Origin of the sequence: Rhizobium grahamii CCGE 502 (genome assembly GCF_000298315.2) — a bacterium.
Taxonomy (GTDB): Bacteria; Pseudomonadota; Alphaproteobacteria; order Rhizobiales; family Rhizobiaceae; genus Rhizobium; species Rhizobium grahamii.
The window spans coordinates 360,965-378,084 of record NZ_AEYE02000029.1 but is presented as its reverse complement, the minus strand read 5'-3'; the positions used below and the strand labels follow the sequence as shown (position 1 = coordinate 378,084).

The following is a 17,120-nucleotide window of genomic DNA, read 5'->3' as shown; positions in this document are numbered from 1 at the left end:
CAAAAAAGTAATACTTTCAGTTCGCCCCGCGCTTCTTCAGCGTTGCGCTGACGCCGGCACGCGTTAGCCGTCCTTGCCGATATCGTTGAGATCGTAGGGGGTGGTCTGGTAGATCTCGTTGATCCAGTTGCCAAACAGCAGATGAGCGTGGCTGCGCCAGCGGTTCTGCGGTGCCAGGGAGGGATCGTTATGGGGAAAATAGTTGTGCGGCATCTTGATCGGCACGCCGGCATTCACGTCGCGGAAATACTCGTCGGACAGCGACGTGGAGTCATATTCCACGTGATTGAACATATAGAGCCGCTTCCCCTTCCGTTCATGCACAAGGCAGACGCCCATTTCGCTGGATTCCATCAAGACCTCCAGGCTTTCCGACTTCTCGATGTCGTCACGGCGAACCTCTGTCCAGCGCGAAACAGGAACCTCGAAATTGTCTGAGAACCCATTCAAGTAGACCGACGATGGTTTCAGGTTCCGGTGGCGGTAGACGCCGAAAGCCTTCTCCTTGAGTTCGTACTTGGGAACACCGTGGAAGTGATAGATGGCGGCCATCGCTCCCCAGCAGACGTTCATCGATGAATGGACGTTGGTTTCAGTCCAGTCGAAAATCTGCTGCATTTCGCCCCAATAGTTCACATCCTCGAAGGGCAGCGTCTCGATGGGCGCGCCGGTAGTAATGAAGCCATCGAACCTGCGGTGCTTCACTTCCTCCCACGTCTGATAGAAGGCGAGAAGATGGTCTTCCGAGGTGTTTTTTGCTTTATGGTTGCCGACGCGAATGAGCGAAAGCTCGACCTGCAGCGGAGAGGCGCCGACCAGGCGAGCCATCTGCAATTCCGTCTTGATCTTGTTCGGCATGAGATTGAGCAGACCGATCTGCAGCGGTCGGATGTCCTGACGGATCGCCGCCGTCTCGGTCATCACGCGCACGCCTTCCTGAACCAGGGTTTCGAACGCAGGCAGGGTATCGGGGATCTTGATTGGCATTGCGGTCACTCGATCAAAACAAAGAATAGATCGCTATCGGTCCGCACGCGGCCCTTTAGCAACTTCTTTAACGTGGCTGCAAGCCGGCCGGCCAAATCACCACAGAGCATCCTAGATAGCGCCAGTCCTTCGGCGAATCAATTGCCTAAACGAATGGATGGGTCGATGCGAAGTCACCGCCGCGTTAATGACTGCTAGAATCTGTTGGTGGACACGGCGAGTCACCATGGTTATTGAAATAGAATGACGGCTAGGGACACGTAATGGCAGATGACCTCGAAGGCAGGCCAAGCATTCAAGGGCAGGACAGAGTAGGGTACGACCTGAGCCTGGGCTATCGCTTGAAGGTGATGTTCTCGGCTTTCTGGCATTCACCGGTCCGAGGAAAGGTGTTAGTGATCGCGCCGGCGCTGATTGGCATCATTCTCGCCACTGCCTATGCGACCGTGATCCTCAACCAGTGGAACGCCCCGTTTTACGACAGCATCGCTCGACGAGATCTGCCTGGGTTTTTCCATCAGTTGAAGGTCTTCGCAGTGATTGCGGGCATGCTGCTGCTGCTCAACGTCGTGCAGGCCTGGCTCAATCAAATGACCGCAGTCTACATGCGCGAGGGCCTGACGCGGGACCTGGTCAGCCAGTGGCTTCAGCGCAAGCGTGCGCTCCGCCTTTCAGCCAGCGGCCTGATCGGCGTCAATCCCGACCAGCGTCTGCATGAAGATGCGCGCAACCTCGCCGAAAGCACCACAAGCCTCATGATCGGGCTGGTGCAGGCGACGATCCTGCTCATCAGTTTCATCGGCGTGCTATGGGATCTGTCCAGCGGCTTTGTCTTCCGTTTCGGCGCGCATTCCTTCTCCATTCCGGGCTATATGGTCTGGGCCGCTATCTTCTATGCGGCGTCAGCATCAATTCTCAGCCAGCTCGTGGGCCGTAAGCTTGTGAAGCTCAATGCGGATCGCTTCTCGAAGGAGGCGGAACTACGCTTCGCGTTGATGCATGCCAACGAGAACATGCCGGCGATCACCGTCGCTCGCGGGGAAGAAAACGAGCAGAAGCGGATCAATACCGACATTAGTGCGGTGCTCACCGTTATCAAGCGGGTAGCGATGGCCAATGTCAATCTGACCTGGGTATCGGCCGGTTACGGCTGGCTCGTCGTTGTTATCCCGATCATCGTCGCAGCACCGGCCTATTTCTCTGGCGGACTGACGTTCGGGCAGTTGATGGTGTCGGTCGGCGCCTTCAACCAGGTCAATACCGCCCTTCGCTGGTATGTCGCGAACTTCGGTCCCATTGCCGAATGGCGTGCCACGCTGATGCGTGTCACCGATTTTCGTCAGGCTCTTACCAGCATGAACGACGAGATCAACATGAGGGGCACGATCAAGTACGAGCGGAATCCTCCCGGAACTCTGACGCTCGATCACGTCCGGATCGCCGCCAAGATCGGCGAAGAGATCGACCAGTGCGGTGGCTTCCGTATCCAGGAAGGCACGGTGACGATCAAGGCCGGTGAGAAGATCATGATCAACGGCGATCACAACGTGAACCGCAAGCTGCTTTTCCTTGCGCTTTCCGAACTCTGGCCGTGCGGTGGCGGCAAGATCGGGCTGCCGCCCACGGATGACATGCTGTTCGTCCCGCAGTCGGCCTACATCCCGGGCGGCACGCTTCGCGAAGCGTTGGCGTTTCCGGAGCCTGTGGAGACTTATCAAAATGCCGACGTCGTGGTGGCATTGGAGAGGGCCGGCCTTCACAATCTGGTTTCCCGGCTTGATACGCGAGCCCGCTGGGACAAGCTGCTCGATTCCGATGAGCAGCGGGCTATAGGTTTCGCGCGCTTGCTTCTTGTACGACCGAAGTGGATTGTCTTCGATGAAGTGCTGGAAGGCATGGAGCCGGAATGGCAGTCCACAATGATGGAGGTTCTTGCGTCTATGCCGGAGGCGGCGATGATCTATATCGGCCGGTCAGACACATACGTCGAGACCTTCAAGCCTCGTGTGCTGCATCTGGAGGCTTTGCACGCGAAGCCGGAGGCGAAGGTGGTGACAAAGGCAGCGAACGCGCCCGCGCCTGTCGTCTGACGACCTACATCGGCGGGACGACACCGTTTGTGCCGACCGTTACGTTTGTGGCGGACACTGTCCCGTCAGGTGCCTTCTGACCCATCACGATCACACGCGCGCCGGCGACGAGGTCGGTCTTGTCAGCCGGAGCGAAGGTGACAATCGGTGTATCATCGGCGATGGATATCGTCTTTTCCTTGCCCTGATAGGTCAGCGTGATCATATGTCCATCGACTGCCTTGACGGCCTTAGCGACGGTGGCGTTGGTCATCGTGCTGTTTGGCTTCAGGTCCCAGGGGCGGCTGCCTTCTCCGGTGCCCTTCATTGCGGCTGGGAAGATCAACACTTCAAGAGCGCCGTCGCCGCCCTCAGCTTTTGGCAGTGACGCAACGCCGACGAAATCGCCCGGCTTGATGTCTTCCACGGAAGCTTTCTTGATGCCGCGGACCTTCCAATCCGGCTTCAACGTCACCGTTTGCTCTGTACCTTCTCGCGTCTTGACTACCAACGTGTTGCCGCTGAGGCTCTCAATGGCACCACGCACGCGTTGCGCTTCCTGCGCAAGCGTTACGTGCGATGCAATAGTTAGAACACCCGCGGCCCAGATGAGCGCGGTCGATGTTTTGAGAATGTGTGACAAGACGTGCTTCCTTGCCTCGTTCAAATTGCGGATAGGCAAGCTTAATCTTGCCAATCGCGGACTGACGAATCAATGAAACGTGAAAATCGAATCACGCAGGTACAGCGATAAGGTCGAAGGGGCGCAAAGGCTCAGCCCTCCAATTCCTCCCGAAGCATCTCGAGTTCCAGCCATTCCTCTTCCATCTTCGTCAGGCTGCCACGGAGCTTTTCCATCTCCGCCGCAAGCCTGTTGAAGGTTGTGGGGTCCCTGGTGAACAGGCTGGGGTCGGCCATGCGCTCCTCGCGTTTGGCAATCTCGGCCTCTGCCTTGGCCATTTCCTTCGGAAGATTCTCGAGCGCGAACTTTTGTTTGAAGGAAAGCTTGCCCTTTGCTTTTGCCGTCTCGGAGGAGGCGGATGTTTCCTGGGGCTTAGCTCGCTCCGCCGCCTTTTCGGCCTTCCTTCGCTCTTCGACGGCGCCTTTTCGTTGCGCGAGCATGTCCGAGTAGCCGCCTGCATATTCAATCCAGCGACCGTCCGGTGCATCCGGCACAGCAGGTGCAATGGTCGAGGTCACCGTGCGGTCCAGGAAGTCGCGGTCGTGGCTGACAAGGATCACGGTGCCGGGGAAGCCTGCGACGATTTCCTGCAGCAGATCCAGCGTCTCGATATCAAGGTCGTTGGTCGGCTCGTCGAGGATCAATAGGTTCGCCGGGCGCGACATAATGCGGGCGAGCATCAGCCGCGCGCGCTCGCCGCCGGAGAGGCTCCTGATCGGCGTGCGGGCCTGTTCCGGCTGAAACAGGAATTCCTTCATGTAGCCCGTCACGTGCCGCTGTTCGCCGTTCACGAGGAGGTTCTCGCCGCGGCCATCCGTCAGGTAATGGGCGAGCGTCTCTTCCGGATTGAGGTCCTCACGCTTCTGATCGAGCGTCGCAATCTCCAGATTGGTTCCGAGCTTGACGGTGCCGCTTTCGGGTTCGAGCTGTCCGGTCAGCATTTTCAGGAGTGTGGTCTTGCCGGCGCCGTTCGGGCCAACGAGACCGATGCAATCACCGCGATGGACGCGAATGGAGAAGGGGGTAACAATCGGCCGGTCGCCGAAGGTTTTCGTGATCTTCTCGGCCTCGATGACGAGCTTGCCGGACTCCTGCGCGTCCGAAACCGTAGCCTGCACGGTGCCCTGGGGACCTTTGTGGCCACGATATTGCGAACGCATCGTCTGCAACTCACCAAGGCGGCGCATGTTGCGCTTGCGCCGGGCCGTAACGCCGTAGCGCAGCCAATGCTCTTCGCGCTCGATTGCCTTGCCGAGTTTGTGCTGCTCGAGCTCTTCCGCCTCCAGCACCTGGTCGCGCCAGGCTTCAAAATGAGCGAAGCCCCTGTCGAGCCGTCGCGAGGTGCCGCGGTCGAGCCAGACAGTTGCCGTTGAAACCTTCTCGAGGAAACGCCGGTCGTGGGAGATCAGGACGAGCGCACTGCGGCTCTTCTGCAGTTCGCCTTCCAGCCATTCGATGGTCGGCAGGTCGAGATGGTTGGTCGGTTCGTCGAGGAGGAGGATGTCGGGCTCCGGCGCAAGCACACGCGCGAGCGCTGCGCGACGCGCTTCGCCGCCTGAGAGGTTTTTGGGATCCTCCTCGCCGGTGAGGCCGAGATGCGAGAGCAGATACGTGACACGGTAGTGATCGTCGCCCGGGCCGAGGCCGGCCTCGGCATAAGCCTGCACGGTCTTGAAGCTGGCAAAATCGGGCGCCTGTTCGAGATAACGCACGGTTGACGAGGGATGGCGGAAGACCTCTCCCGACTGCGCTTCGACGAGTCCGGCAGCGATCTTCAGCAACGTCGACTTTCCGGAGCCGTTGCGGCCGACGAGGCAGATCTTGTCCCCGGGCTCGACCTGCAGCGCGGCACCGGCGAGCAACGGCGTGCCGCCGAAGCTGAGAAAGACGTCGTCGAGTTTCAGGATGGGGGGCGCCAAAGATCAGACTCCGGAAAGATCGTAGGGGCGCGCGAGCACAATGGCGCGGCCGCTCTCGAGCGAAAGGCGCACCTTGCCTTTCGCGACATTGGAAATGGTGCGTGACGAGCCGAAGGGCAAATGGAAAACGGCAAGCGGGTAGCGCGCGTTCTCGATTGACAGGCCGCGAAGCTCGCTAAAACCGGGAACAGAAAATAGACTGTCAGGCGGCAGGTCCAGTTCTATTGCGCCTGAAATCAGCGGCACGGCCTCCTCGCCGCCGGATGTCAGAAGCACATCGTAACCCTGCTCTGCCAGGCTGACGGCATAGAGCAGGTGCTGGATGGCATGGTCGGAACGCTCGCCCGCAAGGGCGCCGGCCAATACAAGACGTTTCGCGCCGCGCGCGATCGCTTCCGCAACCGCAATCTCGCCATCGGTGGAAGCCTTCGCAGCGGGATAAGGTTGCCTGGGCACGTCGGGAAAGGCACCCTCGAGATCTGCGGGCGTCGAGTCGAAATCACCGACCCACAGCTCTGGGATGACGCCGAGTGCTGCCGCGTGACGCATGCCACCGTCGGCGGCGATGAAACGGCTGCCAGAGACGGCATTTCGCAGGCGATCGGTTACCTGCAGCTCGCCGCCAAGCAGAATGGTGAAGGTGGATTGGCTCATGGGCACTGCCCATAGCGCAAAGCAGGGGGGAAGGGAAAGGGCCGTCGCTCAGGCTTCGTCCGCGATATCCTTGACGCGTGCCTCAAAAACACTCTCGAAGCCGGAAATGAACTTCTCGAACAGTTCTCCGAACGCCTCGATCTCTTCGGGTTTCCAGTCTTTGACCACCTCGGAAACGAATGAGAGCTTCTGCGCACGTATTTCCGACAGCAGCCTTTGTCCGAGAGGCGTCATCACGACGATAATCCGCCGCGCATCCGCCTGAGATGCCTTTCGCCGCAGGATGTTCCGCCCCACCATCTCGGCGACGATGCGGCTTGCGCGCGACGGGTCGATCCGCATCATGTCAGCAATCGTCCCGACCGTTACCTCGCCGTTCTCCTGAGCACGCCGCACTGCGTCCAGCACGTCGAGGTGCGATAGCTCAAGACCAGGGGCCACGGTTTGAATGGCAAGCCGCCCGATCAATCGACGTCCGGTCATCAGGCGCATGCGGGTCATACTTTGACCAATGCGCAAAATGCCGGCGTCTTCGTTCGCGTCAGGGTCGTTCAGTTTCATCAGGCTCTCATTCATTCCGAAACCATAACACGCCACGCGCCGATTGAGAATATGCCAAAGTCAAGTGCGTGACATTGACAAATATATGCTGATAGCACATAACTAGATCAACTCATCATTTGGAACGACGCTTTATGGACACTCAAATTGCTGCGGCGCCGCTTGTGACCGATCATCGCCGGCGGTTCATTCTCTTCCTTTTCTTGATGGCCGCAATGTTCATGGCAACGCTCGACAATCAGATCGTCGCAACGGCTCTGCCGACGATCGTTGGCGAGTTCGGCCACCTCGAGCGGTTCAGTTGGGTCGGCTCTGCCTATCTTCTCGCCGTGAGCGCCGTGATGCCTCTCTACGGCAAGCTCGGCGATCTCTTCGGCCGCAAATATGTGATGATGGCCGCGATCATGATCTTCACCGTCGGCTCTGCCGTCTGCGGACTGGCTGTATCGATGAATACGCTGATTGCGGCTCGCGTGCTGCAGGGACTTGGCGGCGGTGGCATCATGGTGTCGATCTTTGCCGTCAACGCGGACCTGTTCGAGCCGCGAGAGCGGGCGCGGTACCAGAGCTATTCCAGCCTCGTGCTGATGGCATCGGGCGCCATCGGGCCTGTCCTTGGTGGCGCAATGAGCGATCTCTTCGGCTGGCGCTCGATCTTCCTTGTCAACGTTCCGATCGGTTTCGTCGTCCTTGTCGGTCTGGCCTTGATGCTGCCTTACCGGAAACCAAACCGCCGCCCGAAGATCGATTACGCTGGCGCCCTGCTGCTCGCCTTGACGACGGCAAGCATCGTTCTGGCCGCCGATGGCGCTCAGGTCTTCGGCTCGCTCGTTGCTCCTCAAAGCCTGGCGATCATGGCGCTCGGCGTCGCGGCGGCCATCGGTTGGGTCTTCGTCGAGCGTCGCGCCGCAGAGCCGATCGTTCCCCTGTCGCTGTTTCGCAATTCGACGTTCAGCCTGTTGCTCATCATGTCGATCATGAGCGGCGCGATTGGTATCGGGATGGTCAATTATTTCGCATTGTTCCTACAAACGACGACCGGTCTTTCGCCGTCGGCGGCTGGAGCGTTCTTTATTCTTCTGACCGGCGGGATCGTTTGCGGGTCACTCTCGGCAGGCCGCATCATCTCCCTCACCGGTCGCTACAAGCCGTTCGCCATCGCAAGCCTGACCTGCAGCGCCATTGCGTTTGTACTGCTGACGCAGGTTCATGTCGGAACACCGGTCCTGCTGATCGGGGCGGTGATGGCCCTACACGGCTTCGGTGTCGGTCTTGCACAACAGGTTCCGGTCATCGGCGTCCAGAATGCTGCCCCGGCGCGCGACGTCGGCGCCGCAACGGGATCGGTGACGCTGTCGCGTATGGGCGGAGCATCGATCGCCATCTCCATTTACGGCGCGATCGTCGGCTCGCAACTCGGCAAAACGGGCGTTTCCATTCCAGGGGTAACCGACATTGAGCAACTCACTCCAAAGATGCTGGCAGCCTTGCCGGAGCAGGCGCGTCAAGCCGTTGCCGAAGCGTATGGCAGTGCGTTCATGCCGCTTTTCATGGCATCCTGTGCCATCGCCCTCATCGGCCTTTGTGCGGCGGTGATGCTGAAACCAACACAGCTGCCTCGTGTCGTTGAGGTGCGGCCGGCCGCCAACGCCGAAGCCGCGGAGTAAAACGCCGATGGCGCCGCAAGGCCGCCCCTTGCAAGACGCCAAGCGTGGCGATACATCTCAAACGCTCTAACGGGGTGCCCGTGCCATCAGGCGCGCGGCTGAGAGGCTCAAAGCCAACCCGCGGAACCTGATCCGGCTAACACCGGCGGAGGGATTAGACGCGTGACATCTGGCACCGCCCTTTTCCCCTTCAAGCAAACCAGAGGAGAGGTGCCATGTTCAAATTCAAGTTCACGAGCCGTTCGTTGCTTGCCACGATCTTTGTCGCGACCATCGGCTTGGCCGGCCAGGGCGCACAGGCGGCAGACAAGACGCTCACCGTCTACACCTATGAGAGCTTCACATCCGAATGGGGTCCGGGACCGAAGGTCAAGGAAGCATTCGAGAAGACCTGCGGCTGCAGCGTCAAGTTCGTAAGCGTAGCCGATGGCGTGGCGTTGTTATCGCGTCTGAAACTTGAGGGCGCTGGGACTAAGGCGGATGTCGTGCTCGGGTTGGATACGAATCTGACCACCGAAGCGAAGGCGACCGGCCTCTTCGATGCGAGCGGTGTCGACGTCAGTGCACTCAAGGTGCCGGGAAACTACAAGGATGAGGTATTTGTGCCTTATGACTATGGCCACTTCGCCGTCATCTACGACACCCAGACGATCAAGAATCCTCCGAAAAGCATGAAGGATCTGGTCGAAGGCGATTCTTCGCAGAAGATCGTCATTGAGGATCCGCGCACCTCGACACCCGGGCTCGGCCTCTTGCTGTGGGTGAAGTCCGTCTACGGCGACAAGGCGCCTGAGGCCTGGGCAAAACTCAAGAAGCGGGTGCTGACGGTGACTCCCGGTTGGTCCGAAGCCTATGGGCTCTTCACCAAGGGCGAGGCGCCGATGGTGCTCTCCTACACGACTTCGCCTGCCTATCACATGGTTGCGGAAAATACGGACCGTTATCAGGCGGCTGCATTCTCGGAGGGCCACTACATCCAGATCGAGGTGGGGGGCCTCCTGAAGAATGCACCGGACAAGGAGCTTGCACGCGAGTTCCTGAAATTCATGGTGACGCCGGGCTTCCAGGATACGATTCCGACCAACAACTGGATGATGCCGGTTTCGGCGACATCGCAGCCGCTACCGGACGCGTTCGACAAGCTTGTGAATCCATCAAAGACCTTTCTGATGAGCTCGGATGAAGTTGCTGAGAAGCGCAAGGCCTTCGTCGATGAGTGGCTGGCCGCCATGAGTATGAATTGATGCTTTTGACCGAGGCTGAGATGCGACGGGCGATGCTGGGTGGGGCTGTGAGTCTCGCCGGCATTGCCCTTTTCGTCGGCTTTGCAGTCTTCGCATTGCTCCTTTCGAGCGGTTTTTCCTACATTCTGGCAGCGGTGCTTGAACCCTATATCCTGCAGGTCCTGCGTTTCACCTTGTTGCAGGCCTTGCTCTCGACGCTGCTCTCGATCGCTTTTGCCATTCCGGTCACGCAGGCCCTGGCGCGTCAGCAGCATTTCCCCGGTCGCATCTGGATCATTCGGCTGATGGCCGTGCCGATGGGGCTTCCTGTCCTAATCGGGGCGCTGGGGTTGATCGGTATCTGGGGGCGGCAGGGCCTTGCGAACGCGCTGCTGCTCAAGCTCGGCATGGCGGAGCCGATCAGCATCTACGGGCTTTCCGGGATCCTGTTGGCGCATGTCTTCTTCAACATGCCGCTGGCTTGCCGCCTGATGCTCGCGGCGTTGGAGCGGGTACCGGCGGAATACTGGCTGATGGCGAGTGGTCTCGGCATGCGGCCCGGTTCGATTTTCCGTTTCATCGAATGGCCGGTCCTGCGCTCTGTCATTCCCGGGATCGCCGGCCTGATCTTCATGCTCTGCGCCACGAGCTTCACGCTGGTGCTGACACTGGGTGGCGGACCGGCCGCAACGACCGTCGAGGTTGCCATATATCAGTCGCTGCGTTTTGATTTTGATCCGGGCCGGGCCGTCACGCTTTCCCTGCTGCAGATCGCCCTTACATCGGTCATCCTTGGGGCGCTGTCATGTCTTCCTGCGTCCGCGGATGAAGGGATGACTGTCGGCAAGGCGATCAGGCGCCCGGATGGTGGGCTGTTGGGTGCGCGGCTCGTGGATGGAAGCATCCTGCTGTTCGCCGCTCTGTTCCTTGGTTTACCTTTGATGTCGGTGCTTCTGGCTGGCCTTCGGTCCAATCTCATGAAGCTCATCAGTGAACCCATTTTCTGGCAGTCGGCTGCGACCAGTCTTGCCATCTCGATCTCCGCGGCCACTAGCGCCTTACTTATGTCGATGATGCTGGTGGGTGCGCGCCGGGCGGCGCTTCTCCGGCGTTCAGGGATCCCGGGCGCAGGAGCGTTCTTTGCCGCCATGGGTGGCGCATCATCGTTGGTCTTGCTCGTGCCGCCGATCGTCTTGGCGACGGGCTGGTTTCTAGCGCTGAGAAGCTTCGGTGACGCCAGCGCCGTGGCTCCGCTGCTGATTGTCGCGATCAACGCTTTGATGTCCCTGCCCTTTGTGATGCGTGTCCTCGAGCCGGCTTTCATCGTCCACAAGCGCCGAACGCAGAAACTTGCGGCGAGTCTTGGTGTCTCGGGTTGGGTGCGGCTGCGCCTGATCGATATGCCAGCCCTGATTAGACCAGTGCTCACGGCATTTTCGTTCGCGATGGCGCTGTCGCTCGGCGATCTTGGCGCCGTCGCATTGTTCGGCTCGGACAGTTTCGTCACGTTGCCTTGGCTCGTTTATAGCCGCATGGGGAGTTACCGGACGAACGATGCGGATGGTCTAGCGCTGATCCTTGGCATCCTCTGCCTGCTGCTCACAATCGCCGGCACCATGGGGCCAGCGCGGCGAGAGGTGGCTTTCCATGGTTGATCCGCGGTTCTCGGTCGAGATGCGCGACGTCGGTCTCCAACTTGGCGTGCAGGAGTTTCACTTCGATTGCCGGCTTCCTGCCGGTGCTGTGATTGCTGTGACGGGCGCGTCCGGTGCCGGCAAGTCAACCTTCCTCAATCTGCTGGCTGGCTTTGATGTGGCTGAGCGAGGGCAGATCGTGATCGCAGGGAAGGATGTGACCAGCGAGTACCCGGCCCGGCGGGCCGTCTCTCTCGTCTTTCAGGACAACAATCTGTTCGCGCATCTCGATGTCGTTACCAACATCGGCCTTGGCATCAACCCGTCGATGAAGCTGACGACTGCCGACCGCCAATCGATCACGTCTTCGCTTGAAAAGGTCGGGCTCCGCGGGTTTGAACGACGAATGCCGGCGACGCTGTCCGGCGGGGAACGGCAGCGGGTGGCCTTTGCACGTGCGCTTGTTCGCAACCGGCCGGTGCTCCTGCTGGACGAGCCTTTTGCAGCGCTTGATCCCGGCTTGCGAAGTGGAATGGCGGCGTTGCTGCTCGACATGCATCGCGAGACGAGCAATACCGTCGTCGTCGTGTCGCACGATCCGGACGAGGTCAAACGCATCGCAGACTTTGGTCTTTTCATTGAGAACGGCAGGATCGCGGTGGCCGCTCCGATCGATGAATTTATGGGCCGCCAGGATCATCCCGGATTGACGCAATTTCTCCGCAGTTAACGAATCTGGCGGTTGCAACGGCACTTTCGCCATAATTTGAGGCGACCGAGGAAACTCAAAAGCACGTTAGGCTTGCTAAAATACAACGGCGCCACATTTACTTAGAGTCTCGCTATGCAACCGATGCGGAAATCAGTTACAGCAAAGACTTGTGTCCCCGATTGTGCAGTGCAAGGACGGGGACGGACGCCTGTTGAATCACCATGAGACCGACCGGGTCGCGGAAGCGGGCCGGCCGACAAGCAAGATGACCTGGAGAGCCAGACTGGACAGTATACCGACGTGGAAATTCCCCGCGCCTTCCAGTGATGTGCTCTCGTCGGCGTGCCGTCTGGTACGACGAGCCTCGGTTATCTGTGCGACAAGCATGGCGCTATATGGCTGCCAATCCATTCTTGAGCAATCCTATCAGCCAAGTGTTGCGCCGTCCTCTAATCCGCAGATTGTCGACGAGGTGCAGAAGAATGATCCGCGTGCCGCCATGGGTGCACGCGAGCATCCGCGCATCGTGGCGAGCTATGGCGGCGAGTATAAGGATGCGAAGACCGAGCGTCTGGTTGCCCGTATCGCGGGGGCGCTGACCGCTGTCTCCGAGAATCCGAGCCAATCCTACCGCATCACCATCCTGAACTCCCCGGCCATCAACGCGTTTGCCCTGCCGGGGGGCTATCTCTACGTGACGCGTGGCTTGCTGGCGCTCGCCAAAGACGCATCCGAGGTTGCCGCGGTTCTCTCGCACGAGATGGGTCACGTCACGGCAAACCATGGCATCGAACGGCAGAAGCGCGAGGAGGCAGAAGTCATCGCCAGCCGCGTCGTGGCCGAGGTGTTGTCGAGCGATATTGCCGGCAAGCAGGCGTTGGCGCGCGGCAAGCTGCGATTGGCAGCTTTCTCGCGACAGCAGGAATTGCAGGCCGACGTTATCGGCGTCCGGATGCTCGGGGAAGCAGGGTACGATCCCTACGCGGCCGCGCGGTTCCTCGACTCCATGGCCGCCTACAGCCGCTTCATGTCTGTCGACCCCGAGGCGGACCAGAGCCTCGACTTCCTATCCAGCCATCCGAATTCCGCCCAGCGCATCGAACTGGCGCGCGATCATGCGCGAGCCTTCGGTCAGGAGGGCAAGGTCGGCGATACGGGCAGGGACTATTATCTCGACGGAATCGACGGCTTGCTATACGGCGACAGCCCCGAGGAGGGCTATGTGCGCGGGCAGACCTTCCTCCACGGCGGGCTCGGCATTCGCTTCGACGTGCCGCCTGATTTCAAGATCGACAACAAGGTCGAGGCGGTCATGGCGACTGGGCCCGGCGATGTTGCAATCCGTTTTGACGGCGTGGCCGACAATCAGAACCAGAGCCTCACGAACTATATCTCGAGCGGGTGGGTTACTGGCCTCGATCCCTCCACCATTCAGCAGACCACGATCAATGGAATGGAGGCGGCCACGGCGCGGGCGAGCGCAGATCGTTGGGACTTCGACGTCACCGTTATACGCAACAACGCTCAGATTTTCCGTTTCCTGACAGCTGTGCCGAAAGGTAGTGCCGCGCTCCAGCAGACGGCGGACGTATTGCGAGCAAGCTTTCGTCGGATGACCCCGGAAGAGACGGCATCGCTGAAGCCGTTGCGCGTCAGGGTCGTCAAAGTGCGGCCGGGCGAAAACATCACGACGCTTGCTGCACGGATGATGGGTACGGATCGAAAGCTCGATCTCTTCAAGCTTATCAATGCGCTGCCGACCGGCGCCTCCGTTTCTCCCGGCGATCGCGTCAAGATTATTGCGGAATAAAAAGAGGCCCGGCTTTCACCGGGCCAAGTCCATCACTGGGGGAGTAAGCTCGTTCAGGCCGATGCGGCCATGTAGGGGTCTGCGCTCACGAGTGCGCTGCGTAGCTTTTCCATCGCCCGACTTTCGATCTGCCGAACGCGTTCCTTGGAGATGCCGAGATCTGCGCCGAGTTCCTCGAGCGTAGCGCCATCTTCAGCAAGCCTCCTAGCGCTGATGATCTTCATCTCCCGCTCATTGAGGTGCTTCAAGGCAGAAGCGAGCCAGTTGCGCCGGCGCTCGCCGTCGATCATGTTCGATACTTGCTCATCCGGCAGAGGCTCGTCGCTGACGAGGAAGTCCATCTTCTCGGCACTATCCGCATCGCCGGAGACCGACGGGGCCTGAAGCGAAGCGTCGTTGCTCGAAAGCCTGGCATCCATCGTTTGGACGTCGGAAAGGCTGACGCCGAGTGCTGCTGCGATTTCTTGATGAATGGATTGAAGTGTCAGCTGCGTGTCGCCTCTGGCGAGCTTGGCGCGCAGGCGGCGAAGATTGAAGAACAGGGCCTTCTGCGCCGAACTCGTACCGCCGCGAACGATCGACCAGTTGCGAAGGATATAGTCCTGGATCGAGGCACGGATCCACCAGCTTGCGTAGGTAGAGAAGCGGACGTCACGCTCGGGCTCGAAGCGCGCAGCCGCCTCCAGTAGACCGACGTAACCCTCCTGCACGAGGTCGCTCATCGGCAGACCGAAGTTGCGGAACTTTCCTGCCATCGAGATAACAAGGCGCATATGGGCCATGGCGATCTGATTGCGAGCGCCACGGTCATCATTATTCTTCCAGCGGATTGCGAGATCGTGTTCCTCTTCTCGAGCAAGGTAGGGAGCCGCCATGGCGATTTTAATCATGCGCCGGTCTGCAGACATGTTCTTCATATCGGTCTCCTGAATTCAGGCGTGACGCCAAAAAAGGGCAAAGAATTCTTGCTTCCGGACATTGCTGCCCAGACCAAATTCATGTCTTGAACGTATAAAGGCCCCGAACTCTGGACGTTTCCAGATGGGGCCCTAGCTTAGGGTTATGCGCCGGTAGTACAGCGGGGTGGGATCAAGTTCCTCAAGTTGCCCGCTAGGCAGAACGTGGAAAGCATGATCCGCTCCTCATCGAACGTTTACAGATATGCGAGCGTTCGAGGGTGATGTCAGTTCCCGACGCGGTCCGCAGCTACATTGTTGAAACGTGCCAAGAGAGAAAAAGTTCCAAAAAAAACCCGGCACAAGGCCGGGTTTTTTTGCAGGAAAAACAGGGAGCTTATGCAGCTTCGTCCTGAGATTCGTCTTCTTCGATCGCCTTGCCACGCTTCGGACCCTTGTTGAGATTGGTCTCTACGAGGCGGACAGCTTCCGTTTCCGACATCTTGTTCACCGCAGCAATTTCGCGTGCCATGCGGTCAAGCGCAGCTTCATAAAGCTGGCGTTCGGAATAGGACTGTTCAGGTTGGTTCTCGGCGCGATAGAGATCGCGCACAACTTCAGCGATGGAAATGAGGTCGCCGGAATTGATCTTTGCATCATATTCCTGAGCGCGACGGGACCACATGGTACGCTTGACGCGCGCCTTGCCCTGCACAACCTTCAATGCACGCTCGACGAAATCGGTCTCGGAGAGCTTACGCATGCCGATACTCATGGCCTTGGCGACCGGCACTTTAAGGCGCATCTTGTCCTTCTCGAAATCGATAACGAAAAGTTCAAGCTTCATGCCTGCTACTTCTTGCTCTTCGATAGCGCTGATGGTACCGACGCCATGTGCGGGGTACACGATCGATTCACCGGTCTTGAAGCCGTGACGTGCGGAAGAAGGTTTTTTCTGCTGGGTCGTCATTCTATTCAAACACTCCCTGTTACGCTTCCGGCTGCAGCCGGAGCCGGGTCAGTCAGGCCCGGGTGAGACGGTCAGATCCGTCGGGTGACTTACTTCTGGTCCCACCGGATAAAAGCAAACTTGTCCATGCGCACAAGCTTGGAACCTCACGGCTCAAGGCGTTGATATGTCACGGAAACCGCGTTTTTGGATTTGTTTTGCTTTCGTGGTGGTTTGGGCACGCTTCATGCCGCAAATGGATCAGTGTCCGAAAGCTATCACAAAAATATGAGGAAATCAATAATTTACTGCGCCTGAGTCATGCGCGCAACACATGACACCCATATGCCGCGGACACACTTCAGGCGTTTTTTGGCTCACTGAACCCGGTTTCAGGCCCTAGTAGCGAGAATGAGGGATCAGTCACCCGATCCCGGCTTCTCAGAGAAGTACTTCTCGAACTTGCCGGTCTCGCCGTCCATTTCCTTCGCTTCGGGCATGGCGTCCTTCTTGACCGTAATGTTCGGCCAGATGCTCGCATACTCGGCGTTGACCTTGAGCCACTTGTCGAGGCCTGGCTCCGTATCAGGCTTGATCGCCTCGGCGGGACATTCCGGTTCGCAAACGCCACAGTCTATGCATTCGTCAGGGTGAATGACGAGGAAGTTTTCACCCTCATAGAAGCAATCGACGGGGCAGACTTCCACGCAGTCGGTATATTTGCAGCGAATGCAATTGTCGGTCACGACATAGGTCATGAAGAACTCCAGGACTTCCATACAACGGGGCCGGGCAACCTGGAACGTCGCGCCTTTCCCCAACCGGAAAGGAAGCAGTGAGATGCTTGGGAGGCATTCACGCTATCCGGCAAGTTGATTGTGACGTACCGGCTTTGCCCGAGGATTTCAAGAATAAAGAAATCGCAAAACCCGGCAGTTCGGATAGAGTTTTCTAATCCTCGTCCGACATCAGCTTGTCGATTGCACGACGTTCCTTTTTGGTGGGTCGTCCCGCACCTGTGGCCCGCATTGCCTGCTCATAAGGGGTGAGGCGTTTTGTCTCGTCGGGCGGAGGCGTCAGGTCCTCATAAAGCAGCCGAGCTTCCTCGTAAGGACCGCGCCGCTCACCGCCCGACCTGACGACAAGGACAATGTCGCGGCGCTCGAGAGCCAGCTCGATCTTGTCGCCGGCTTTGACCATTTGACTCGGCTGGACGGCCCGCTCGCCGTTGATCCTGACATGTCCGGATTGAATGTGGCTTTGTGCCAGCGAGCGCGATTTCACCATGCGCGTGAAGAACAGCCACTTGTCGATGCGTTGCCGCGAACCGCTTCCTGGCTGTGTCTCCCCGCCCATG

General features: G+C 59.1%; 15 protein-coding genes and 2 riboswitches. Of the genes, 6 read left to right on the top strand and 9 right to left on the bottom strand.

Annotated features, from left to right (window positions below; translation table 11 throughout):
- Positions 1–63 precede the first annotated feature (63 nt).
- Positions 64–987: a homoserine O-acetyltransferase MetA gene (metA, locus tag RGCCGE502_RS23675; protein ID WP_016556731.1), complete on the bottom strand. Its 924-nt coding sequence runs from the start codon at positions 985–987 to the stop codon at positions 64–66.
- A gap of 35 nt (positions 988–1,022) precedes the next feature.
- A riboswitch (SAM riboswitch) is annotated at positions 1,023–1,100 on the bottom strand.
- Positions 1,101–1,250: 150 nt separating this feature from the next.
- Between metA and RGCCGE502_RS23670 the strand changes: the two genes are divergently transcribed.
- On the top strand, positions 1,251–3,077 hold the full coding sequence (locus tag RGCCGE502_RS23670; protein WP_019280538.1) for an ABC transporter ATP-binding protein/permease: 1,827 nt from the start codon (positions 1,251–1,253) through the stop codon (positions 3,075–3,077).
- 4 nt (positions 3,078–3,081) lie between these two features.
- Here the strand turns inward: RGCCGE502_RS23670 and RGCCGE502_RS23665 are convergent, their stop codons facing one another.
- The 4 genes from RGCCGE502_RS23665 to RGCCGE502_RS23650 form a co-directional block, all read right to left on the bottom strand.
- Positions 3,082–3,666 carry a DUF5666 domain-containing protein gene (locus tag RGCCGE502_RS23665; protein WP_244441789.1) on the bottom strand — a complete coding sequence of 195 codons (585 nt, stop codon included), beginning with the start codon at positions 3,664–3,666 and terminating at the stop codon, positions 3,082–3,084.
- Positions 3,667–3,830: 164 nt separating this feature from the next.
- A complete protein-coding gene (locus tag RGCCGE502_RS23660) occupies positions 3,831–5,657 on the bottom strand; it encodes an ABC-F family ATP-binding cassette domain-containing protein (RefSeq protein ID WP_016556728.1) in 1,827 nt (608 codons plus the stop codon).
- 3 nt (positions 5,658–5,660) lie between these two features.
- Entirely contained in the window at positions 5,661–6,311 is a 651-nt protein-coding gene (locus RGCCGE502_RS23655; protein WP_016556727.1) for a thiamine diphosphokinase, read from the bottom strand.
- A gap of 48 nt (positions 6,312–6,359) precedes the next feature.
- The gene (locus RGCCGE502_RS23650; protein ID WP_040675492.1) at positions 6,360–6,887 is read right to left on the bottom strand and encodes a MarR family winged helix-turn-helix transcriptional regulator; all 528 of its coding nucleotides are present in this window, start codon (positions 6,885–6,887) and stop codon (positions 6,360–6,362) included.
- A 119-nt stretch (positions 6,888–7,006) separates the two neighbouring features.
- Between RGCCGE502_RS23650 and RGCCGE502_RS23645 the strand changes: the two genes are divergently transcribed.
- From RGCCGE502_RS23645 to RGCCGE502_RS23625, 5 genes are all read left to right on the top strand, one after another.
- Positions 7,007–8,539, top strand: a complete 1,533-nt coding sequence (locus RGCCGE502_RS23645; protein WP_016556725.1) for an MDR family MFS transporter — start codon at positions 7,007–7,009, stop codon at positions 8,537–8,539.
- A 60-nt stretch (positions 8,540–8,599) separates the two neighbouring features.
- Positions 8,600–8,710, top strand: a riboswitch (TPP riboswitch).
- 44 nt (positions 8,711–8,754) lie between these two features.
- Positions 8,755–9,783, top strand: coding sequence for a thiamine ABC transporter substrate binding subunit (gene thiB / locus RGCCGE502_RS23640; protein ID WP_016556724.1), 1,029 nt, complete (start codon positions 8,755–8,757; stop codon positions 9,781–9,783).
- Positions 9,783–11,417 carry a thiamine/thiamine pyrophosphate ABC transporter permease ThiP gene (gene thiP / locus RGCCGE502_RS23635; RefSeq protein WP_016556723.1) on the top strand — a complete coding sequence of 545 codons (1,635 nt, stop codon included), beginning with the start codon at positions 9,783–9,785 and terminating at the stop codon, positions 11,415–11,417. Before thiB ends, thiP begins: the two co-directional genes overlap by 1 nt.
- Positions 11,410–12,126, top strand: coding sequence for a thiamine ABC transporter ATP-binding protein (locus tag RGCCGE502_RS23630; protein ID WP_016556722.1), 717 nt, complete (start codon positions 11,410–11,412; stop codon positions 12,124–12,126). The genes thiP and RGCCGE502_RS23630 overlap by 8 nt, the downstream gene beginning before the upstream one ends.
- Before the next feature lie 247 nt (positions 12,127–12,373).
- Positions 12,374–13,918: a M48 family metalloprotease gene (locus RGCCGE502_RS23625; RefSeq protein WP_040675541.1), complete on the top strand. Its 1,545-nt coding sequence runs from the start codon at positions 12,374–12,376 to the stop codon at positions 13,916–13,918.
- Between the two features lie 53 nt (positions 13,919–13,971).
- Here RGCCGE502_RS23625 and RGCCGE502_RS23620 read toward each other — a convergent pair whose 3' ends face one another.
- From RGCCGE502_RS23620 to RGCCGE502_RS23605, 4 genes are all read right to left on the bottom strand, one after another.
- Positions 13,972–14,835 carry an RNA polymerase factor sigma-32 gene (locus RGCCGE502_RS23620; protein ID WP_007528357.1) on the bottom strand — a complete coding sequence of 288 codons (864 nt, stop codon included), beginning with the start codon at positions 14,833–14,835 and terminating at the stop codon, positions 13,972–13,974.
- 376 nt (positions 14,836–15,211) lie between these two features.
- The gene (locus RGCCGE502_RS23615; protein ID WP_007528356.1) at positions 15,212–15,784 is read right to left on the bottom strand and encodes a CarD family transcriptional regulator; all 573 of its coding nucleotides are present in this window, start codon (positions 15,782–15,784) and stop codon (positions 15,212–15,214) included.
- Between the two features lie 398 nt (positions 15,785–16,182).
- Positions 16,183–16,521, bottom strand: coding sequence for a ferredoxin FdxA (gene fdxA, locus RGCCGE502_RS23610; RefSeq protein WP_016556720.1), 339 nt, complete (start codon positions 16,519–16,521; stop codon positions 16,183–16,185).
- 193 nt (positions 16,522–16,714) lie between these two features.
- On the bottom strand, positions 16,715–17,119 hold the full coding sequence (locus tag RGCCGE502_RS23605) for an RNA-binding S4 domain-containing protein (RefSeq protein ID WP_016556719.1): 405 nt from the start codon (positions 17,117–17,119) through the stop codon (positions 16,715–16,717).
- Position 17,120: the final 1 nt, after the last annotated feature.